Genomic DNA, 22,282 nt, shown 5'->3' on the forward strand with positions numbered 1-22,282 from the left:
GTAAAATATTTATTATGTGTGTTTTATGAAATTTTAAATAAAAAAATCAGGTTGAAACCGCGATAATTATAACTGTTTCCAATAAAAAAGTCCTGAAGTATTTCAGGACTTTTTGTGGGGAGAGCAGTATTCGAACTATAAAGCCTGAATCCAGACTATATGGCTCTATACATAATCTTATGAACTCTTTTGCTTTGATTTTACCACAAAATCTAAAAGTCATTTCTTTTAATTTGAAATTCCTTTTTTGTTTGCAAACTTGTTTAATATGAACGTTATAATCGAGCGCGAAATTAAGTAATTATTGCACAAAGCGAAAGTTAAATTTTGTGTTTTTTTTTAGAATAGAAAGATTCATTGTGCTGATTAAGAATCATAAACAATTTGATAATTTATTGCAATTTTTAATAAATTAATCTGTCTTTTTTATGATTTTGTTTTCGAACAATCATGTGAGTAATTTAGTTTTTACTATTTTTACCTGCAGACAGAATCTACTTCATATTTCAAAATTAACCGGAATTCAGAATGTTGACATGACCGATTCAATTCATTACAATAAAAAATATAACAAATGAAAAAAATTATAATTGCAGTATTTATTTTGTCATTGACACAAATGACTCAGGCGCAGAAAGGTTTCAAACCGCTTTTTGATGGAAAGACTACAAAAGGCTGGCATTCTTATGGTAAAGATGCCGTTGCAGCGGGATGGAAAGTAGAAGACGGAGTATTACATTTTGACCCTGAAGCGGCAAAAAACGGACAAGGAGGCGATTTGGTAACAGATGCGGAATTTGACAATTTTCACTTAAAACTGGAATGGAAAATTGCTCCAAATTCCAACAGCGGGATTATTTTTTATGTCAATGAAAATCCTGAAAAATATAAAAATACATACGAGACAGGTCTGGAAATGCAGGTCTTGGACAATGATGGTCATCCGGACGGGAAAATTACCAAACACCGTGCGGGAGATTTATACGATTTAATTCAAAGCAAATCAGAACCTGTGAAACCGGTCGGAGAATGGAATACGGCTGAAGTTATCAGTAAAAAAGGAAAATTGACCCTTATTTTGAATGGCGTCACCGTAGTTGAAACCACACTTTGGGACGAGAATTTTAAAAAACTGATTGCCGGCAGTAAATTTGCTACCTGGCCTGGGTTCGGAACATTCAAAAAAGGAAAAATCGCTTTACAGGATCACGGAGACAATGTTTGGTATCGTAACATTATGATAAAACAATAAAATTTAAAATTTAAATTCTTAGAAATCCAAATTCCAGCTTTACAACTGGAATTTGGATTTCTTTTTTAGAATATCTTTTGCTGATAATCTGTACTGCGATTTTATTAATCGTGTTAATGTTTAAATTTACCGCCAAAAACGATTTTATGATTAACCCTGAAAAATTTTTAAGAGCACATATTGAGAAAATAATTTCTTTGACAGATGAAGAATCTTCTTTTATAATTTCTCATTTTGTGTTAAAAACTTTTAGGAAAGGACAATTAATTATCGAGGAAGGAAATGATGTCAAAGAAGTCTATTTTGTAATATCAGGGCTTGTCAAACTGGTTTATGAAGATAGAGAAGCTAAGAAACATATAGTTTCATTTGCAATGGAAGATTGGTGGGAAACCGATTTTCAGGCTTTTTATACACAAAGTAAAGCATTGCTGACTCTGGAATGTATTGAGGATACAGTTGCTTTTAGCCTTTCACTGGAAAACTTTGAAAAACTTTGTTCAGATTTACGTAAAATGGAGCACTTCTTCCTTCGAAAATCAATAGCCGGACATATTGGCTCGCAAACACGGATTTTATCGTTTTTAACCTCAAACGCACGGGATAGATACGAACAGCTGCTTGTTAAGAATCCGTCACTGTTGCAGCGGGTTCCAAAAAGTTCGTTAGCTTCTTACTTAGGTGTTTCGCGTGAGACACTCAGTCGTCTTTTTATGTAGTATTTGCAAATTGTGATATTTGTCACACCGTTGCAAACGCAAGTCTGCTGATTTTTGCATCTATAATTTAAAAATAGAATAAAGATGGAAAAACGACTAATAAATCCGTGGAATTGGCAGGATGCAAGAAATTATGTTCAGGCAGTAGAAGTTACTAACGTAAAGGGAACACTATATGTATCCGGGCAAACTGCTATAGATGATAACGGAATTTCGAGTAATGCAGATATGAGAAGTCAGTTATTGCAAACAATCGAAAATCTGGAGAAAGTAATTTATAATTCCGATTATGAGCTGAAGAATATTGTCAGGCTTAATATTTACACAACTGATAGTGCTTCATTATTTGAAAACTTTGATGTATTGCAAAACTGGATTCAAAAAAATGAAATCAAACAGGCAAGTACGGTACTGGAAGTAAAAAGCCTTTTTGAAACCCTGAAAATAGAACTGGAGGCAACAGCAGTAAAATAGAACTTTAATAATTTGAATTCCGGGTCGAAATGAAACTTACGATCTGGAATTCAAAATAAGAACTGTCAAAAAGTAGTTATTGACAAGATAAATTTGATAACAGGAGCTTCCTGTTTTGCCTAATAGCTGTTGTAAAACGGCATAAAAGACAACTCAACTTATTTTTTAAAACAAGAGTAATTAAAAAAATAAAAAAAACACATTTAAAACTTGACTAATTCGGTAGAATTAGTATATATTTGCAATACAGAAAATTTCTGTATGATGCTTATCCAGAAAGACTGAGGGAGTAGGCCCAGTGAAGTCTTAGCAACCTGTTGCCAAATAAGGTGCTAAATCCTTCCGCCAAGGTGGACAGATAAGAAAAGATTTCCTCAAATCTGAATAAGGTCATCAATGTTAAAAATTATTTATTAAAAAATGAAAAGCAAGTTAGTTTCATTAAACACCTATTCTAATCGTTTGAATTTATTCTTTCAGGAAAACAACATTGAAGTTTTCCGAATGCGAAGACAGTAAATTTTCCTCTCATTTTTCCTTTTTAACAGCATTTGCTAATGGTCTTTTGACATTGGCCAGGGAATTCTTTTGTCTCATTTTAAACTAAAATCAAATTTTATTACACTTAAATATTCACTAAAAATCAAATAAATATGAAAAAGATATTACTAGGTTTTGCCTTATTTTTCGGAGTAACCCAAACGCAGGCACAGGAAAATAATTTACAGTTAAAGGGAACTATTGCCGATACCGTTGTTCAGTATGTTTACCTTCAAAAGTTTCACAATAAAATGTTTACCACAATTGATTCGGTAAAAGTAAAAGACGGAAATTTTAGTTTCAAAACAAAAGTAAAAACGCCGGAGTTATACGGATTAAGCGTCAATACCGCTGAATCACCATTATATATTTTTCTTGAAAAAACCCCAATTACAGTTAAACTAAGTCCTAAAAAATATTACAGCACTTCGGTTGTAGAAGGTTCGGCTTCTCAGGATTTGTTTGAAACTTATAAAAAAACAAAAGATGTTGAAATAAGCAAATTCATTACAGCCTATCCTAATTCGATAGTTTCTGCTTATGTTTTATACAGAAACTGGTCTTATAGACTGACTCCGGATCAAATTACACAAAATATTGCTTTGCTGGATAAAAGCCAACAGAGTTCCACTTACGTGAAAGAATTAAAAGAACTGGTTACCGTCTTAAGCGGATTAGCGGTCGGAAAGAAAGCCCCCGATTTTACTGCCAATAATCCGGATGGAAAACCAGTTCGTTTTTCAGAAAACCTGAAAGGATACACATTAATCGATTTTTGGGCTTCCTGGTGTGGTCCATGCCGAAAAGAAAATCCAAATATTGTAGCGGCTTACAAAGAATTTCACGACAAAGGATTTAATATAATCGCTATTTCTTTAGACAAAAAGAAAGAAAACTGGATCAAAGGAATTCAGGATGATAAACTCGACTGGCTTCAGGTTTCCGATTTACTTTTCTGGAACAGCGCCGTTGCCAAATTGTACGGAGTACGAGCAATTCCTGCCAATTATCTGGTCGATTCGAAAGGAATTATCGTGGCAAAAAATCTTCACGGAGAAGAGTTACAGTCAACGCTGAAATCGCTTTTGGATAAAAAAGTAAGTAACCAGTAACCAATGAGCTGCTTCAGAATCTTGAATCCTTTAAGGGATTCAGTAAATAATACAATTTGTTAATTAAAAAATGATAGGGAAATGAATGCTATTGAGAAAACCAGACCAGTTAGTTTAGAAAGTTATTTTTCTGAGTTCAGGAAAAATACAGTAGGAGTAAATCACCGTTTTGAATCGGTTTATGGAGAACAAAATCTGCTGTATGCAGATTGGGTTGCCAGCGGAAGATTATACGCTCCGATTGAAGATATCATGCTAAATAAAATAGGTCCGATGATTGCCAATACGCATTCACTTTCAAGTCAGACAGGAAAAACTTCGACTTATGCGTATCAGTATGCGAGGGATATTATTAAAAAATCGGTTAATGCAAATGAATCAGATGTTTTAGTAACAACAGGAACCGGAATGACAGCCGCGTTATCAAAACTGCAGCGTATTATTGGCCTGAGAAAAAAGGATGGAAATGAAGATGACAAACCTGTTGTTTTTATTACGCATATGGAGCATCATTCGAATCAGGTTTCGTGGTATGAAACCAATGCAGATGTTGTTATTTTGCCTGCAGATGAAGACAATTTGGTTGATCCTGAAATCCTTTCAGAAGAAATAAAGAAATATTCGGACAGAAGTTTGAAAATTGGTTCGTTTACGGCTTGTTCAAACGTTACGGGAATTATCACACCTTATCATGAACTGGCCAAAATCATGCATCGAAACGGCGGATTATGCTTTGTCGATTTTGCAGCTTCGGCACCTTATGTAAAAGTTGACATGCATCCAAAAGATACTGAACAGCAGTTAGACGCTATATTCTTTTCGCCTCATAAATTTTTAGGAGGTCCCGGAACCTGTGGAGTTTTGGTCTTTAATGAAAAATTATACCAGTCTGATTTCCCTGACAATCCCGGTGGAGGAAATGTAAAATGGACCAATCCGCTAGGGAATTATTGTTATAGCGAGGTCATAGAAGTAAGGGAAGATGGCGGAACTCCGGGATTTTTGCAAGTGATCAGAGCTGCTCTGGCTTTGGAATTAAAAGAAAAAATGGGAGTGGAGCAGATTGCCAAAAGAGAAAAAGAACTATTGGATATTTGTTTCTCTAAACTTCAAAAAATACAGGGTTTATCTATTTTAGGAGATTTAAAAAGCAAACGCATTGGCTGTGTCTCGTTTGTAATTGAAGATATTCATTATAATCTGATCGTAAGGCTTTTAAATGACCGCTTTGGGATTCAGACCCGCGGAGGCTGGTCCTGTGCAAGTACCTATGCACACTATTTGTTTAATATTGATGAGAAACGATCCAGAGAGATTACCAATGAATTATTACAGAAAAACCAAACCAATAAACCGGGCTGGGTTCGTTTGTCACTTCATCCGATAACAACAAATGAAGAGCTTTTGTTTATTTGTGATGCCATTCAGCAAGTAGCCCTAAATTATAAAAAATGGCAAAAAGAGTACGAATATAATCCGGCAACAAATGAATTTGAAAACCCTAAAATTAAAGATACAATTGCAAGGGAAGTAAACGATTGGTTTGCATTGGATTAAATTTAAAGAACTTTAAAACAGAAAGATGAAAGCAATTTTATTACAGGAAAATCGTGAATTTCAATTAGAAACGGTCGAAACTCCGGAACCTAAATCACATGAGATTCAGGTAAAGATTATCGCTGCCGGTTTTAATCCGATTGATTATCAAATGACCGAAAATGGTTCTGAAAGAAAGCTTTTGCATTCGCCTATTTTGGGACGGGAATTTTCAGGAATTGTAACAAAGACAGGTACAAATGTAAGCGAATTTAAAATTGGTGATGCTGTTTTTTGCGGTTCAGGAAGTATGGGGTCGAATGGTACTTACGCCGAATATATTTGTGTTCCTGAAGGAATTGCCGTGAAGAAACCGGAAAACATTTCTTTTGAGGAAGCTGCAGCAATTCCATCAGCCGGACTTACCGCTTTGCAGTCTTTTAAAAGAATGAAGGCATCTTTGACCGATTCAATTTTGATTACAGGCGGTGCCGGAGGAGTTGGAAATGTGTTTGTAAAAATACTTCTTGCCAAAGGTTTTACAAACTTTGTAGTAACTGCCGGAAGTGAAGAAAGTATAACTTCCTTACTTGATCTTGGAGTAAAAGCACAACAAATCATCAATTATAAAAAAGAAGAAATATACGATTCGGCACTTTCTTTAAACGGAAGTAAAAAATTTGACATCGCAGTAGATCTGGTTGGGAATAATATTGCGGAAGTTGCAGCCAAACTTTTGAAAATAAACGGAACTTATATAGACGTAACGAATTTTTCAACTCCGGAATCACGAAGTATTCTTTTTTCAAGAGGAGCTACAATTCACAATATTTCTAATTATGCCTATGGACTAGAAAAACAATATGATTATTATAAAAATGGCCTGAACGAACTGGCGCAGTTACTAAAAAATAAATCCATTACACCGCCCAATATTTCGATAACAGGCGAATTAAGCACCGCAACAGTTGTGAGAGCGCTTAGGCTTTTACGCGAAAATAAAACATACGGCAGGAAATTAATAATGCAGATAAATAAGCAATAAAAACAATACAAGTAAGAGTTACAACAGGTTTTACGGGAAATAGTTTGATATTAAAAATTTAAAGCTCCGGATTTCTCCAAAGCTTTAAATTACCCCAAACCATTTATAATTCTTCGTACCACTTTAAAATATAATCGGCAACGCTTTCCCAGCCAGGTTCTCCACAAATGAAATGGCTTTTTCCATCAAATATTCTGATGTCAACACATCCGGCATTTTCTCTGTATTTTTGAGCTATAGTTTTTGTCAGGTTAGGAGGAAAAATATGATCGCTTCCACCACCAATAAACAAAATCGGCTCATGCGGTTTTTTGAAATTGATATTCGAAAAAGAATTCAAAACCAGTTCACGACTCACTTTGTAGCTTTCCGGAACAGCAAATTTTTCAAAAGCATCTCTTTTTTGAGACTCCGGTATGGTATTAAAAAACGCATAATCATACCATTCGCGGCTTCCCATGAAATATTTTTTGGAAGAAAAAAAGCCAAAAGCCGGCAAAACCGTTTTTAAGGTTTGAAATGGAGGAAAAACATTTTTTGGCGGCGCACCGTCAATGCTTACTCCCGCAGCTGCTTTTCCCAGTTCGACTAACTTCAGAGTGGCCATACCTGCCATTGAATGACCTATTAATAAAGGTTTTTCGGGTAAAGAATCTATTAATCGGATTATATTATTTACGACATCGATAAAACCGGTTTTAGTCAGTTCAGGATGAACTCTTGCCCTCAGGTCAGCCGGATTTCCGTCGTGTCCGGGATTTGCCGGTGTATGCACCGTATATCCCTTTTGTTCGTAGTACTGTTTCCATTCTGTCCAGCTATTGTCGTTTACAAAATTTCCATGAATGAGTACAATATTTTTTGATTTTGACATGATTATTTTATTTGATTAAAGTTAAAATTTCTTTGAAAACTTCTCGTCTGGAGTCTTTAACCAGCTCATAAAGACACATTTCAATATTGGTTAATCCTGCCCCCTTATTTTGCAGTTTTTTCAGGGCTGTCTCAATACTTTCTTTTGTCCGGGAAGAAACACAATCCGTTACAATTTCGACTTCAAAATTATTTGATAGAAGTCCCATAGCAGTTTGATACACACAAATATGGGCTTCTATACCACAGATTAACCATTGTCTCCTGCCGGAATCTATAATCGCCTGCCTGAAAGTTTCATTATCAAAAGCGTTGAAGCAATATTTTTCAATTGGTTTTTGATGAACTAATAATTTTTCCAATTCCGGTATCGTTGAACCGAGCCCTTTTGGGTTTTGTTCTGCCCAGATTATCGGAATTGACAGAATCTGACACCCGCGAATCAGTTTTTCCAGATTTACGGCTAGTTTTTCACTTTCATTTACAATCCGGGCCAGTTTGCCCTGAACATCTATAAGAACCAATCCGGTGTTTTCCTGATAGAGCATATATTGTTGATATTTAATGAATTAAGTAAAATTAAGAAATGATTGACTGCATTTAACAATTTTATTTTAAAAAGTCTGTAAATTCATTGGTAGTCAACAGGCTATGTCCGTAATTTGGGAAATTTGTTTCAACGGTTGCTTTAATTTCGTCCCAGTTAAAAGCACCAATTCCATCTTTTATTAAAGTCACATGATAACCCAATTCAACACCATAACGGGCTGTAGAATCGATGCAGGTATTGGCTCTCATTCCAGCTAAAACAATATGGGTGATACCATGTTCTTTTAAAAGAAAATCAAGATCAGTATTGGCAAAACCACTGGCAGTCCAGTGATTTTGCGCAATTAAGTCTTCCTGTTGCGGCTGAAGATCAGGATGAAATTCGCCGCCCCAGCTGTCTTTTTCAAAAAGCGATAATTTTAAGCTTCCCATATGCGATGGCGATAAAAATTTCCAATTTAAATAATCTCCTTTTTGCGTTTTTCTGTGAGGGGCATAAATTATCTGAATTTTGTTTTTTCTGCATTCAGCAACCAGTTTTACCAGATTTGCTATTACATTGTTTTCTATAACGGTTTGTTTTACCGTGTCCCACAATTTGCCTCCTTCGGAAAGAAAATCATTAAAAGGATCAATTAAAATCAAAGCTGTTTTATTCGATTGATGAGGTTCCATAAGACGTTAGATTGATGAGTGAATTATTTCAGGTATTTTTTGAGTTCTGCTGCAGCCTGAAGAAATAAAGCTTTGGTTTGAGGAATCTCCGCAAGACCGTTCAATAATCCAAAATCATGGATCACATCGTTGTATCGAACCGTTGTAACCACAACTCCCGCGTCACTTAATTTACGTCCGTAAGCCTCTCCTTCGTCTCTTAGAATATCATTTTCTGCTACTTGGATCAGAGTGGGAGGCAAACCTTTCAGCTGATCTAAACTGGCTTGTAATGGCGATGCATAAATTTCTTTTCTTTTAGAAGGGTCTACATACTGATCCCACATCCATTGCATTAAAGTGTCGGTTAGAAAACGTTGTTTTCCATATTTTTTATACGACTCAGTTTCAAAATTAGCATCTGTTACAGGCCAGAAGAGAATTTGTACTTTATACAAAGGAGTTCCTTTTTCTTTTGCCAGTAAAGCACTTGCTGTGGCAAGGTTTCCTCCGGCGCTGTTGCCTACGATTCCCAGTTTACTTCCGTCAACATTGATTTCGTTTCCATGCGCTGCAATCCATTTTGCGGCCGCATACACTTCATTTACAGGCTGTGGATATTTCGTTTCCGGAGCCAGAGAATAGTTAATAAAAACCCCAACATAACCAGTAAGGACACTCAGGTCGCGAACCATGCGTTTGTGCGTAGGATAATCGCCCAAAACCCAGCCACCTCCGTGAATGAACATAAAAACAGGCAGTTTTCCTTTTGCTCCTGCAGGACGCACAATATTCAATTTGATTTTGTAGCCGTCTGCGGTAATTTCTTTTTCGGATTCTTCAATTCCGGATAAATCAACTTTAAAAGCATTTTGTGCGCCAACGAGTACATTTCGCGCATCTGCAACAGGAAGAGATTCTAATGGTGCTCCTCCGGAATTTAAAGGTTTCAAAAATGCTTTAACCGCTGGTGTCAAATGAGAATCTGCGGCATAATCTGTCTGGGCGTAGCTTTTTGTTGTCATATTGGTTAAAATTATATAGGGAATTAAAATCATTTTTAAGAGGTTTGATTTTTTCATGATGTCTGAATTAAGATGAATTGTTATTTTACAGAATAAGGCAAAGAAAGATTACCACTGGCAACTGTATAAACTTTGTACACTCCAAGCATTGGTTTTTTTCCTTCACCTTCATGAGAACCACCGTCACCTGTGCTGACTTCCATATAGCAGCTTACTGCATCAAACTTGAAATTGGTTTTGTTGTTGATTCTAAAATCGGGTACAATTACTTTTATGGAATTTCCTTTGCTAACAATATTAAAACCAGGGCTATCCATATACATCGCCATTCCGGGATTTGTTGGAGGTAAAACTACGTTGGGGTCTCCTTTTGTAAATTCCCTTACCGAAAGTCCGCCGGCAACACGTTTGTCTTCGACTAGTAAAACCCAGTGGGCATGCCAGATTAGTCCGTCATTCAGGTAGTTTCCATCGAGATTTTCATCCCAAAGCGGGGTGTCTTCAAAATCAGGGTGAGAGGTCAGGGCAAGTGCCACAATTCCTTCGGCCTGACCGAAACCAATATCAGAAGATTTTAAGGTAGTAGGAAAAACATAGGCTAAAACCGGTGCGCCATTTAATTGTCCGACTGGTTTAGGCATCGTTTTTCCGGCCGCTCCTTCCACTTTTATATCCCAGACAGTAAGGCCTAAATCTGCCTTATGCGTTATTGTTGCCGATTTTATCTTAAAATCAGCGTTGTTGTAAGTACCGCATTTGTCGCAGGCCTTTACAGCACTATAATTTAAAAACAGAATGATTAATAGCAATATTGATTTTTTCATGGTAAATGGTTTTAAGTGTTAATTTTCTTAAGAAACCAATTTATATGCCATGTCATTAAAATGCCTTATAACAGGTGTTTAGCGCTTTTTCATGAGTGTAAAAGCGCTATATTTCGCTAAACAAAATTAGATTAGTGAGATTTCGCCATTAAATCATCTTCCTTTTTTCATTTATTGGAAATTCTTTTGAAAACTCAATTTTAAAAATGGTTCCGTTTTTATTTTCCATAGAAAAAGTGGCTTCCAAATCGTCACTTAAACCTTTTATCAGGCTCAATCCAAATGAATTGATTTTCTTCGCATCAATATTGGCATCAAAACCAATTCCGTTGTCTGCAATTGTCAATAGATATTTATTTTCAGAAGTGGCTTCCAGCGTGACATAAATCATTCCGGTCCTGTCCTCCGGAAAAGCATATTTGATTGAATTTGTGATCGATTCATTTAAAATAAGCCCAAGCGGAACTGCCTGTGCAACATCTAATTCCAGCGGATCAATTTTAAGTTCAAACCGGATTCTTTGCCCAAGCGAAAAAGAGTCTCTTAAATATTCCACCAGTTCTTTGATATAATTAGGCATATTGATGGTCGAAATATTCTCAGAATTGTACAATTTCTGATGGATTAAGGACATGGAATGAATACGGTGCTGACTGTTTTTAATCGCAGACAATGCCATATCATTTTCCAGATAAGCCGATTGTGAATTCAGCAGGCTTATAACGGTTTGCAGGTTGTTTTTTACACGATGATGAATCTCTTTCAAAAGCCATTCTTTTTCATCCAGTAAATGCCTCAGATTGATATTTTTCTGATTGATTTCTCTTTCTTTAAGTTCTAATTCAGCATTATTTTTCTGTTTCAGGCGATATCGATTGTATAATAATCCGATGATAAGTACCAGTAAAACTAAACTCCAGATTGATACTGTATTTAATAATTTTGATTTTTTTAAAGCCGTTTCCTTCAAATCAGATTCCTGGCTTAAGAGCTTGATTTTTTGCTCTTTATTTACGGTTTCGTATTGAATTTTAAGTTCCTCGATTTGTTTGTTTTTAGAATAATCTAAAAGTGAATCGCTAAATTTTTTGTACAATTTATGATGCGCCAAAGCCGATTTAAAATTGCCATTGAGGGAATCTATTTTGTATAAGGATACCTGAACGGCCTCTGAATTATACCCTTTATTATATTTTTTTGAAAGAGCATCAATTTTGTCAAGATAAAATTTTGTTTTTTGAAGGTTACTTCGGTTAGCATAAAACAAAGCAATAGAGGCATAGCTGTTGCAAACATCGCGATAGGTTTGCGGCGAGTCTAAAGCATCTGCGGCTAATGCTGTTTTTTTGAAATAATTTTCAGCCGTTCCGTAATTTTTTAATCTCCAGTAGCAATTAGCGTAAGCAAAATTCATTAGCATTTTGTCCATATTATTTGGCGGCGCATATTTACTCGTAATGGTATTCATGTATTCAATTGCCTCTTTGTTTTTTCCTCTCATCGATAATGATGCAGTGGCGGTGATAAAACTTTTATACCAGCTGCCGCTATTAAAACTGTTCTGTCCGTATTTAATACTTTTTTCTGCGGCTTTTTTGGCATCATCATTATGTCCCATTTGCAAATACACCAGTCCCAGTCTCATGTAGAAAATATCTGCGAAAGTATAATCCTTGGTAGACTCCATGGTTTCTACACTTTTTAACGCATAATAAAGTGCACCTTTCATATTATACTGAACGCTTTCTATATAGGCAATTGTGGTTTCTCCAAATTGCTGCTGCCTGAAGCCGATTTTTCGCATGGCCGCAATATTTTGGTAAAGTATTTTTTTGGCATCATTAATCTTTCCGTGCCAGAAATAAATCGTGCACAGCTTCATTTTTACTTCAATTATTTTCTCTTCAAAACCTAAAGCAGTATATAAAGATTCGGCTTCTTTTAGGATTTTTTCTTTTTCAGGATCTAAATCGTATTGGTATGTTGCCTGATTTAGCAATGCATCGGCAAGTGCTGCTTTATCATTTTGTTTCCGGCATTCTGTTACGATCTGCAAAAAGCTTTTTTTACTTTCCGGGTAATTGTTAATCTGGAAGTAAAACTTACCGAGGAGCATTACACTCTGGTGCTGCCATTTTTTTGCTTTTAGCTGATTGCTGATTTTTACAGCTTCTGATATATAAAGACTGGCATTAGCCATATCTTCCGGTTTTGAATAGGGTTTAAATAAATAATGATTGCCAAGTTGTAAAGCCAATTTTATCCTGTTAGCATCTTTTGATTTAGCAAAAAGCTGTTTTGCTGCACCAATATTTCCTTTTTCGATTAAATCGTTTCCAATCAAATAAGTACCATCATTAAAACCTTCATCATAGGCTAAAGACAGTGGTAATTTATAAGCTTTGCAAGTCAAAACTACAGCACTGTCGGCATCAATTGATCCCTGATTGGAGTTATACAAATAGCTTGAACAAGTTTGAATTAATAAACGTTTCTTTTTTAAATCATAGTTTGCTGTGGCCGGATGATTTTGTGCCTGAAAATGACCAGTAATTAAAAACAGCACACAAAAGATATAAAATGACTTCATAGTTTATTACAATTAAATTTTAGTAAGTTTTTGATTAACAAATATATATAGAAACAATTTTAAATGTCTTGCAAAATAACATGAAAATTAATACAAAGTGTGATTTTTATTTACCTAATTTTGGAAAAGGTTAATTTTAATTGTGATTATTAACTATTTTTGTGTCAATTAATTAAGTGCAATATAATATAAAATTTACTCACTTATGAAAAACGTTGCCGATAACGGGTATGAAGCTGTTCCTCCAGTTTTGAAAAAACGAATTTTGATTGTCGAAGATCAGTTTATTGAAGCGCATGATCTGCAATTGATTCTCGAAAAGGCAAATTATGAAGTAACAGGAATTGCACGTTCGGTTGAGCAGGCTTTAGAACAAATTGAGATTGAAAAACCGGACTTGGTTTTCCTTGATATTATGCTGAAAGGCAACCGAAACGGAATCGAACTGGCGCATTATCTTAAAGAAAAATATATAGGATTTATATTTATTTCGGCGAATTCCAGTAAAAGTATTTTAGATCAGGCCAAAACTACTCATCCTTACGGATTTATCGTTAAACCATTTCGGGATCAGGACGTTTTAACTACACTTGAAATTGCATTTTATCGTCAGCAATACAGTCTGGAATCGCAGTTAATGCAGCAATTTCAGTTGCAGAAAGAAATCACAGAAATCATAAATTCAAATCTGAAGAGAGAAGATGCATTACTGGCCTTTGGCAAAATAATCCAGACGTATGTCCCTTTTGATTATTTAGAAGCCGGATTTGTAACGACAACTCATTATGATAATCTCGGAATTATCCGCAGGAATTTAGATCTCTATCAAATTATCAACCCGCAAAAGCTTTCCCAGATCGCCACAGTATCTGAAAAAGAAATTAATGAGACGTACAGAAAATCAAAAATAGATAAAGAACCTGTTATTTACAGCGAGGAAGCACTAATAAACAATTTTCAGGAAGCACCGATAAAAGCACTGATAGCACATAATTTTGGTATAAAATCGTATTTGGTTTTTCCTCTTTCCGTAGCAACGATCCAAAGCTATCATTTTACTTTTTACAGCCGAAATCTGAATATTTATTCTCAGGAAAATCTACAACTTCTAAGTTCGCTCGAACATACTTTTTCTCAGTTTATCAATAAAATTTATTCTGAAAAGGATTTTGGTTTACCTGTTCAGAAACCGGAAATCAAAAACACAAAGCCTGTAAATACTACAGAAGGTTTTGAAGGCATTATTGGAAATAGTTCACAAATGATTTCCGTTTTTAATTATATCCGAAAAGTCGCGCCTTCAGATACTTCGGTGCTGGTTTTAGGAGAAAGCGGTACGGGGAAAGAAAAAATAGCACAAAGTATTCATGCATTGTCTCCAAGAAAAGATAAGCCATTAGTAATTATTAATTGTGGCGCCATTCCTGAGAATCTTGCCGAATCGTTGCTTTTTGGTCATGAAAAAGGGGCTTTTACCGGAGCAATGGACAGAAGAACCGGCAAATTTGAACTGGCAGACGGAGGAACTGTTTTTTTGGATGAAATAGGAGAGATGTCGTTAGAGCTTCAGGTAAAATTGCTGCGTGTTTTGCAGGAAAGAGAAATTGAACGTGTCGGCGGAACCTCATCACTCAAAATTGATGTTAGAATTATTGCAGCAACCAACAAAAATCTCGAAGAAGAAGTAGCTGCAGGAAGATTTAGAATGGATTTGTATTATCGTCTGCATGTTTTTCCGATTGTAGTTCCTTCATTAAAAAAGCGAAAAGAAGATATTCCGGATTTGGCCAGCCATTTTATAAAAGTCTACAGCGAAAAGATGGGAAGAAAAGCGCCTATTCTTTCTGATTTTGCATTGCAGCAAATCATGAATTACAATTGGCCGGGAAATATCAGGGAACTCGAACATGTAATGCAGCGCGCCATTTTGCTCACGGACGGCAATACCATAAAGGAAATTGAACTTTCAATGTCTTCCAAAATGCATCCGGAGCAGGTTTCCGAGCCATTTTCAATAAAAACTATTTTAGAAAACGAACGGGATTATATTTTGTACATCCTTAAAAAATGCAACGGAAAAATTTCAGGGACAGGTGGTGCAGCTGAGATTTTAGATATTCATCCTTCTACTTTAAATTCAAAAATAAAAAAACTGGAGATAAAAAGAGAAATTAGTTAAGTCACTTTTTCTAACCAGTTTGCAATAAATTCAGCCACAATTTTCCAATCCTGTTGGCTTAATACAAGATGATTTGTACCGCTAAATTCTTTATAACAAGTAATAGAATGAAGGTTTTTGTATCTTTTATAATTGGAATAAACAAGTGATACAGGTGTAAAAGTATCTGCCGAACCCGATAGAAACAAAAGGGGATTATGTCTTTTTTTGAAATCTATTTTAGCCGATCTGGAAAAAACATCGCACAAAGCTGATTTTGATTCCGGAATTACGAATCTCTCATAAGTCTCTTTTTGTTCCTCAAAAGTCATCTGATTTGTAAAATAGTGCTGCCATTTTTTAAAAGAGATTAAACCTGTTTTTTTCTTTGAAATAAAGAAATCAAAAGTATTCCGGATTCTTTTATAAAATGAAAAATTGAAAAATGTCATATTCATTGGCGGAATTGAATGCATACAAATTCCAGCTGAACCCAAATCTTTTTGCATCAATAATTGTAGTAAGAGACCTCCGTAACAATGTCCTATTAAAATTGGTTTTTCGGGAAGTTTCTCAATAATTTCAGTGTAGTAATCCAGTAAGTTGTTTAAACGAATTGCAGCAATTTTTGAATCAGGATGAGCCTGTCTTAAATGGTCTGCTGATTCATTTTTGTGCAGCCAGGGTGGTGCCACCGCTTTATATCCTTTATTTTCAAAAAAAACAATCCATTCTTCCCAGTAGGAATGACTTACAAATGCTCCCGTAATAAACATAATTGTTTTTTTATTAGATAAATACATGATATCACATCTTTAAGATTAGTATAAAAAGCACAACGATTTAATTTTGGAAATACTTTATAAAAACAAAAGGAATGCCTTTTTTGTAATGTATTGATTATAAAGCTTTCGTGAAGAGGATAGTTTTGGAATTATTATATATCGTTAAAAAGAAGTTTTAATTATTGAAATATCACAATTTTAAATAGGAGCACAGATCGTAAAAGCTTTATTTTAAGTATTCTGTGTTTTGGTTTAATGTTTGACTGCTTCCGTTTGAAAGAAATAATATTGATTCCAATCTTTAAATTATTATTATGAAAAAAATTTATGATGCAGAGACACGTTTTGCCGATGCAGGCGATCGTAAAATTGCTTACCGTTCGTACGGAAAAGGAAAAGCAGTATTTTTTGTAAACCGTTTCAGAGGGACTCTCGATACCTGGGATCCGTTATTTATAGCACTGATGGCAAAAAAACTCAATGTTATTGTATTTGATTATTCCGGAATAGGCTCTTCTACAGGCAGTCTGACACCCGATATTACTGTTGTGGCGAAGGACATTAAGGATCTCGCCGATATTTTAAAACTAGATTCAATTGTTGTCTTGGGCTGGTCTTATGGCGGGCTGGTGGCTCAGGCCGCTACTTTATTATATCCTGATTTGGTAACTCATGCCGTGTTGATTGGTACAAATCCGCCGGGAAAAAATGAAATCCCAATTGAACAGGCTTTTTATGATGCTGCTCTGAAACCATTAAATGATTTTGAAGACGAAATTGTTTTGTTCTTTGAGCCAAAATCAGAACCGAGCCGATTGGCTGCAAAAGCTTCGCATGACAGGATCCATAAAAAAATAGACGTGCAAAAAATTCCTTCGACTATGGATGTTTTTCAGTTGTATTTTGGTGGGGGTGATGGTTTTAGGGAGGATGTTTTGAATTTTAGGGAACAAATTAAAAAGACTAAAACGCCCATCTTAATCATTTCAGGAGATCATGATATAAGCTTTGCTGTAGAAAATTGGTATTCGGTTTTCAATCAGATGACTAATGCGCAAATGGTTGTTTATTCAGGAACAGGACATGCACCACAGCATCAATATCCGGAGCTTACTTCAAAACACATAATAAATTTTGTAAAATACACATAATAGAATTTAAAATCTCAAATAGAAATTAGATAAGGTACCAGTAATTTTTAAAGAGAATATTATGTGCTAAAAGGAATAGTGTCAGCAGCTATTCCTTTTTTTTGGATATTATTTATTAAGCCAGTTTTTAAACTCAGCGGCTTTGTTTTTACTGATAATGATATCAATACCCGATTTCGGTTCTACTTCGATTTTTAGCTGGTTATTGCCATATTTCAGAATTTTTGTTATTGATTTTATGGATAAAATAAACTGCCTGTTGGCCCTGAAAAAAAGGCTGTTATCCAGTTCAGTAAAAAGCTCTTCTAAACTGCTGTTGCTTGTAGACGTTTTATCATTTATGTCCTTAACATAAACAATAGTATTTTCCATATAGATATACGCTATCTGATCGATTTCCAGCGTTACAATTTCATTCTTTAAATGGGTTAAGATTCTTTTTTTGCCGGATGCCAGAGCTGAATCTTCCGGAGTTTTCAAATTTGAATCAGATTCCAACTTTGATTTATAGTTCGTTAGCTCATAATTTAATTTAGATAAATTTAAAACCTCATTAAAAAGATTTTCGTTTTTCACTTCCAGTTTTCTTTCATAACGGCTTCCGAGAAGGCGTATCATAAAAAAGGATAACAGAATAATTAACGTACCGGTTGCGATATATACGAGAATAAAATAAAACTTTAGATTGCTTACCTGCTCCTGAATGTTTTTTAAGTTGGCGTGTGAGGCAATAATCCATTCCGTATTTTTAACAGGATATAAATAGATGATTTCAGATTCCCGTTTTGGATTATTGAAGTTTCTGATACCTCCGCCTTCAGTTTTGTTTTTTAAATAGGAATAAAAATCTTTCGGATTAATTTCATTATTCGTTTTCGAAATATAAGATTCATCCGGACCGGCCATACGGCCAATTTTTTCAGGATTAGGATGGCAGACTTCTTTTCCGGTCTGATCAAACATGCAGATAAATCCGGTTTGCGTATCGGTTTTTTCAATACTTTTTTGAACATTATCAATAATCAGTTTCGGATTGTTATTTTGTTGTGACTGATAAGAAATCAGGTTTGCCATTTCTTTGGCTTCTCTTTTACTGGATTCGATTTGAATCTTCAAAAATTGTTCGGCACTTAGATCTACCAAATAGTTCATGCTGAAATAGCCACAGATGTATACAATTAGGAGCAATGATAAAAATGTAAAAAGATAAAGCCTGTCTTTTTTCATGGATTTTTTTTGAATAATTACTTCAAATTTAATTAATAATCCGGTTTGAAACGGATCATTCGGCAGAAGATATTTTCTAAAGCTTTAAAAGAATAGCCTTCAAGCTGCAGAAATTATTGTTTGATTTCTTTGAAAGAATCTTCAGGAACAGTTCAGTCCTTTTTATTCCTTTTTAAGTTGTTTTTTTCCCTTTCGCACTTTTTTCTTTACTTTTAATAGCCCTGCAGCCCTTCCTTTGCATCAGAAGAAATCAGAATACAACACTTTATATTTTTTAATTCCTGATTAACTTAAACAGAAATGGTATTCATTTTAGTAAAATTGATTTTAAAAGCGGTATGGAAAAACAAAAAAAGAACAAGAGAAAGACATTTTTAATTTTGCTCGTAATCATACTGGCATTGTTTGTTGGAATGCAATTTATACGTCCGGTAATAACAAATCCGCCGTTGACAGCCGATTTAAAAGTTCCCCGTGAAGTTCAGTCCATTTTAAAGAATTCCTGTTATGATTGTCATTCCAATGAAACCAAACTGACCTGGTATGACAAAATAGTTCCCGCTTACTGGCTCGTGGCACAACATGTTAAGGATGGCAGACAGGGACTTAATTTTTCGGACTGGGACAAACTGGCTCCGGGAGACCAGAAAGCAAAACTTTGGGAATCAGTAAATCAGATTGCTCAGGGTGCAATGCCCCTTAAAAGTTATACTATGGCACATCCAAATGCCAAAATATCGTCGAAAGATTTAGAGATACTCAAAAAATATATATGGAGTCTCCGGGTGAACAATATTCCGGGAGATACTTCCAAAATTAAGGCATTAAAAAATCAGTCTGATGCAGTAAAGGAAAAACAAAGGTTATCTCAAATTCCCAAAACAATTAACGGAATTGCTTATATAGATGATTATAAAAAATGGGCTGTTGTGAGTACAACCCAGCGTCTTGACAACGGAACGATGCGTATTATTTACGGAAATGATATTGCAGTAAAAGCAATTCATGATAAAAAAATAAATCCGTGGCCAAATGGAAGTATTTTGGCAAAAGCAGCCTATGATGAAATTGAAGATGCTGATGGAAATATTTTCCAGGGTGCTTTTAAACAGGTAGAATATATGATTAAAGATGATGAGAAGTATAAGAAAACCTATGGCTGGGGATTTGCCAGATTTAAAACTACCGAATTGATCCCGTACGGTAAAAAAGCAGATTTTGTAATTGAATGCATGAATTGCCATCAGCCTATGAAAAAAAATGATTACGTATTTACTCTTCCAATACAACAATAACATGAAAGCAACACATTATTTTACCGTAATAATTTCTCTGTTTTTTCTTTTCGGATGTTCAGACAAAACAAGTCAGAAAGCACTGAATGAAGAAGCTTCATTACCCGATGGTTTAAGAGATAAGGTAACAGGTCTGCAAGTTATTAATTCGTCCATCAATACTAAAAAACAGACGACATCATTGCTGTATGGAAATCAAAAAGCAATCAAAAGAATAGGTGAAAACAGCACGGTTATGAAAGAAGGCGAGAAGCTGATTAGAATAACATGGAGCCAAAAAGCGGATCCAAATTGGATTGGTGCTGTTATTCCCGGAAAATTGATATCATTTGAAACCCTGGAATTACTTTCTGAAAAAGAAAACCCACGTTATGAGAAAATAGAAGGTAATTCGGTCCGGATTAAAAAAGATACGTTGGGAAATGGGAAAAGTATCAAATTGATATTGAATCAGGAAATGGCAATTATTCCAAATAATTAGAAATTGTCTAATTGGTTTTCACATAAATTAATAAAAGCTTCTAATGCTGGTGATGGCGGAACATCTTTTCTGAAAATTAAAATAGTTGTCATTAAGCCAAGTTCAGGCGGAAGCGGGAAAGTTTTGATGTTCCTGTTTCCGTAAAATTTAGTGACAATGTCCTGCGGCAAAACACTAAAACCAATACCGGATTCAATAAAATTGATGACACCTTCAATGGAATTCATTACTGTTTTATGATATTGAGATATTCCTTTGCTGACAAGCCAGGATTCTAATCTTGCCCTAAAAACACAACCCTGATCAAATACAATAGCTTTCTGCGGACTTTTTTTAAGAAGATCATCCAGATTTTTAAAACTTGAAGGAGCTACAATAACGATTTGTTCTTCTTTTATTTTAAGCTGATTTAATTCGGGTATATCCAGAGGCGCAGGAACAAAAGCGGCATCCAGTTTATAATTCACTACATCGTTTATAAGACCTGCCCGCATATCAGATTTTAATTCTAAATCAACATACGGAAATTTAAGAGCCAGATAATTGATTAATTCTGGTCCTTTGATGGTCATCATGGTTTCGAGTGACCCGATTTTTATTTGTCCTTTTATTACGTCATTTTTACCAATAGAACGTTTGGCTTCATCAATTAAATGATTGAGTTTTTTGCTGTAAACCATCAAAGTTTCTCCGGCCGTTGTGAGTTCTACTTTTCGGTTGGAACGGATAAATAATGAAGCTCCAAACTCTTCTTCCAGATTTTTTATACGTGCAGTTACATTCGACTGAACCGTAAACATAGCCTCAGCAGCTTTAGTAAAACTCCCATGATATGCGACAGCTTCAAATAATTTCAGGTCATTTGTATTCATAAATCATAATTTGTGATAATTTGTATCTTTATAAATCGTTTTGAATGATCAAATATAGGATTTACTTTTGATAAAAAAAATGGAATATGAATCAAATTAAAACAATGAAATTAACAGCCATAACATTATTGGCTTTTATCTCAGTAAAATCTACAATTATGGGACAAGTAAAAACAAATTCAGAAAATGCAGTAAACGCATCTGTTGCAGACATTCATTATCGTCAGACAGAAGTAAATGGTCAGACTATTTTTTATCGTGAAGCAGGTCAGGCCGGAGCGCCAACGATTTTATTACTGCATGGTTACCCAACATCATCACACATGTTTCGTAATCTTATTCCGATGTTAAGTGGTAAATATCATGTAATTGCACCAGATTTACCGGGTTTTGGTTATAGTGATGCGCCTGATAGAACCAAATACGTTTATACATTTGATAATCTTGCAAAAACAATGCAGTCTTTTATTGATCAGATTGGACTTAAAAGATTTTCGGTTTATGTTTTCGATTATGGCGCGCCGGTTGGATTCCGTTTGGCAATTGCAAATCCTGAAAAAATTACAGGAATTATTTCACAAAACGGAAATGCTTACGAAGAAGGGCTGAGTAAAATCTGGGATCCAATTCAAAAATATTGGCAAAATGATACGCCAGAAAACAGAAATGCCCTTAAAGAAACTTATACTATTGAAGGAACGAAATTTCAATATTTTACAGGAGTTTCAGATACTTCCTTGATTGCGCCAGAATCGTATACACTTGATCAGCATTTTCTTGATCGTCCGGAATCAATTGAAATACAACTTGATCTTATTAAGGATTATAAAACGAATGTGATGTTGTATCCTAAGTTTCACGAATATTTCAGAACATACAAGCCAAAACTTTTAGCTGTTTGGGGAAATAAAGATCCGTTCTTTTTACCTCCGGGAGCAGAAGCGTATAAAAAAGATCTTCCGGACGCAACAGTAAAATTTTATAATACGGGACATTTTGCCTTAGAAACACATGTTCAGGAAATAGGTAATGATATTTTGAAGTTTCTTGCAACTCTTCCAAAATAATTTTGTTTTGGTTAATTGCTAATTATAAAGGATCCTATTTTTTAACCATATAA

Annotated in this window: 20 protein-coding genes and 1 riboswitch; of the genes, 11 read left to right on the forward strand and 9 right to left on the reverse strand. The window is 34.9% G+C overall.

The features are described from left to right. The first annotated feature begins 574 nt into the window (after nucleotides 1-574). From DCO46_RS03870 to DCO46_RS03895, 6 genes are all read left to right on the forward strand, one after another. The gene (locus DCO46_RS03870; protein WP_116751267.1) at nucleotides 575-1,252 is read left to right on the forward strand and encodes a DUF1080 domain-containing protein; all 678 of its coding nucleotides are present in this window, start codon (nucleotides 575-577) and stop codon (nucleotides 1,250-1,252) included. Nucleotides 1,253-1,398: 146 nt separating this feature from the next. Further along, nucleotides 1,399-1,971, forward strand: coding sequence for a Crp/Fnr family transcriptional regulator (locus DCO46_RS03875; RefSeq protein ID WP_116751346.1), 573 nt, complete (start codon nucleotides 1,399-1,401; stop codon nucleotides 1,969-1,971). An 84-nt stretch (nucleotides 1,972-2,055) separates the two neighbouring features. After that, entirely contained in the window at nucleotides 2,056-2,445 is a 390-nt protein-coding gene (locus DCO46_RS03880; protein ID WP_116751268.1) for a RidA family protein, read from the forward strand. A gap of 265 nt (nucleotides 2,446-2,710) precedes the next feature. After that, a riboswitch (SAM riboswitch) is annotated at nucleotides 2,711-2,810 on the forward strand. Nucleotides 2,811-3,098: 288 nt separating this feature from the next. Continuing rightward, nucleotides 3,099-4,097 carry a TlpA disulfide reductase family protein gene (locus tag DCO46_RS03885; RefSeq protein WP_116751269.1) on the forward strand — a complete coding sequence of 333 codons (999 nt, stop codon included), beginning with the start codon at nucleotides 3,099-3,101 and terminating at the stop codon, nucleotides 4,095-4,097. 81 nt (nucleotides 4,098-4,178) lie between these two features. After that, nucleotides 4,179-5,654: an aminotransferase class V-fold PLP-dependent enzyme gene (locus DCO46_RS03890; protein WP_116751270.1), complete on the forward strand. Its 1,476-nt coding sequence runs from the start codon at nucleotides 4,179-4,181 to the stop codon at nucleotides 5,652-5,654. A 25-nt stretch (nucleotides 5,655-5,679) separates the two neighbouring features. After that, nucleotides 5,680-6,678 carry a zinc-binding alcohol dehydrogenase family protein gene (locus DCO46_RS03895; RefSeq protein ID WP_116751271.1) on the forward strand — a complete coding sequence of 333 codons (999 nt, stop codon included), beginning with the start codon at nucleotides 5,680-5,682 and terminating at the stop codon, nucleotides 6,676-6,678. A 103-nt stretch (nucleotides 6,679-6,781) separates the two neighbouring features. Here the strand turns inward: DCO46_RS03895 and DCO46_RS03900 are convergent, their stop codons facing one another. The 6 genes from DCO46_RS03900 to DCO46_RS03925 all read right to left on the reverse strand — a co-directional run bounded on the left by DCO46_RS03900 (nucleotide 6,782) and on the right by DCO46_RS03925 (nucleotide 13,193). Then, complete coding sequence (locus tag DCO46_RS03900) at nucleotides 6,782-7,552, reverse strand: alpha/beta hydrolase (RefSeq protein WP_116751272.1); 771 nt, start codon at nucleotides 7,550-7,552, stop codon at nucleotides 6,782-6,784. A 7-nt stretch (nucleotides 7,553-7,559) separates the two neighbouring features. Further along, nucleotides 7,560-8,099, reverse strand: a complete 540-nt coding sequence (locus DCO46_RS03905) for a hydrolase (RefSeq protein ID WP_116751273.1) — start codon at nucleotides 8,097-8,099, stop codon at nucleotides 7,560-7,562. A gap of 61 nt (nucleotides 8,100-8,160) precedes the next feature. Further along, nucleotides 8,161-8,775: an isochorismatase family cysteine hydrolase gene (locus tag DCO46_RS03910; RefSeq protein ID WP_116751274.1), complete on the reverse strand. Its 615-nt coding sequence runs from the start codon at nucleotides 8,773-8,775 to the stop codon at nucleotides 8,161-8,163. A gap of 23 nt (nucleotides 8,776-8,798) precedes the next feature. Next, nucleotides 8,799-9,836, reverse strand: a complete 1,038-nt coding sequence (locus DCO46_RS03915; RefSeq protein ID WP_207784942.1) for an alpha/beta hydrolase — start codon at nucleotides 9,834-9,836, stop codon at nucleotides 8,799-8,801. 23 nt (nucleotides 9,837-9,859) lie between these two features. Then, the gene (locus tag DCO46_RS03920; RefSeq protein ID WP_116751275.1) at nucleotides 9,860-10,603 is read right to left on the reverse strand and encodes a hypothetical protein; all 744 of its coding nucleotides are present in this window, start codon (nucleotides 10,601-10,603) and stop codon (nucleotides 9,860-9,862) included. Nucleotides 10,604-10,751: 148 nt separating this feature from the next. Next, on the reverse strand, nucleotides 10,752-13,193 hold the full coding sequence (locus tag DCO46_RS03925; protein WP_116751276.1) for a sensor histidine kinase: 2,442 nt from the start codon (nucleotides 13,191-13,193) through the stop codon (nucleotides 10,752-10,754). A gap of 205 nt (nucleotides 13,194-13,398) precedes the next feature. On the opposite strand from DCO46_RS03925, the gene DCO46_RS03930 reads away from it, so the two are divergent. Then, nucleotides 13,399-15,372 (forward strand): sigma 54-interacting response regulator, encoded by a 1,974-nt coding sequence (locus tag DCO46_RS03930; protein WP_207784943.1) that lies wholly within the window; start codon nucleotides 13,399-13,401, stop codon nucleotides 15,370-15,372. On the opposite strand, the gene DCO46_RS03935 is transcribed toward DCO46_RS03930, so the two are convergent. Beyond that, a complete protein-coding gene (locus DCO46_RS03935) occupies nucleotides 15,369-16,154 on the reverse strand; it encodes an alpha/beta fold hydrolase (RefSeq protein ID WP_243416249.1) in 786 nt (261 codons plus the stop codon). The two genes, DCO46_RS03930 and DCO46_RS03935, sit on opposite strands and share 4 nt — an antisense overlap. A 296-nt stretch (nucleotides 16,155-16,450) precedes the next feature. Between DCO46_RS03935 and DCO46_RS03940 the strand changes: the two genes are divergently transcribed. Further along, a complete protein-coding gene (locus DCO46_RS03940) occupies nucleotides 16,451-17,287 on the forward strand; it encodes an alpha/beta fold hydrolase (protein ID WP_116751277.1) in 837 nt (278 codons plus the stop codon). A 108-nt stretch (nucleotides 17,288-17,395) separates the two neighbouring features. On the opposite strand, the gene DCO46_RS03945 is transcribed toward DCO46_RS03940, so the two are convergent. After that, nucleotides 17,396-18,514 (reverse strand): LytTR family transcriptional regulator, encoded by a 1,119-nt coding sequence (locus DCO46_RS03945; RefSeq protein WP_116751278.1) that lies wholly within the window; start codon nucleotides 18,512-18,514, stop codon nucleotides 17,396-17,398. 338 nt (nucleotides 18,515-18,852) lie between these two features. Here DCO46_RS03945 and DCO46_RS03950 point away from each other — a divergent pair, with 338 nt between their 5' ends. Together DCO46_RS03950 and DCO46_RS03955 are read left to right on the forward strand one after the other, a co-directional pair. Next, complete coding sequence (locus tag DCO46_RS03950) at nucleotides 18,853-19,809, forward strand: heme-binding domain-containing protein (RefSeq protein WP_116751279.1); 957 nt, start codon at nucleotides 18,853-18,855, stop codon at nucleotides 19,807-19,809. Between the two features lies 1 nt (nucleotide 19,810). Next, on the forward strand, nucleotides 19,811-20,290 hold the full coding sequence (locus tag DCO46_RS03955; protein WP_116751280.1) for a hypothetical protein: 480 nt from the start codon (nucleotides 19,811-19,813) through the stop codon (nucleotides 20,288-20,290). Here the strand turns inward: DCO46_RS03955 and DCO46_RS03960 are convergent. After that, complete coding sequence (locus tag DCO46_RS03960; RefSeq protein ID WP_116751281.1) at nucleotides 20,287-21,162, reverse strand: LysR family transcriptional regulator; 876 nt, start codon at nucleotides 21,160-21,162, stop codon at nucleotides 20,287-20,289. The two genes, DCO46_RS03955 and DCO46_RS03960, sit on opposite strands and share 4 nt — an antisense overlap. Before the next feature lie 86 nt (nucleotides 21,163-21,248). On the opposite strand from DCO46_RS03960, the gene DCO46_RS03965 reads away from it, so the two are divergent. Next, a complete protein-coding gene (locus tag DCO46_RS03965) occupies nucleotides 21,249-22,229 on the forward strand; it encodes an alpha/beta fold hydrolase (RefSeq protein ID WP_243416250.1) in 981 nt (326 codons plus the stop codon). The last annotated feature ends 53 nt before the right edge of the window (nucleotides 22,230-22,282 follow it).

The organism is Flavobacterium sp. HTF (assembly GCF_003105115.1).
GTDB lineage: Bacteria > Bacteroidota > Bacteroidia > Flavobacteriales > Flavobacteriaceae > Flavobacterium.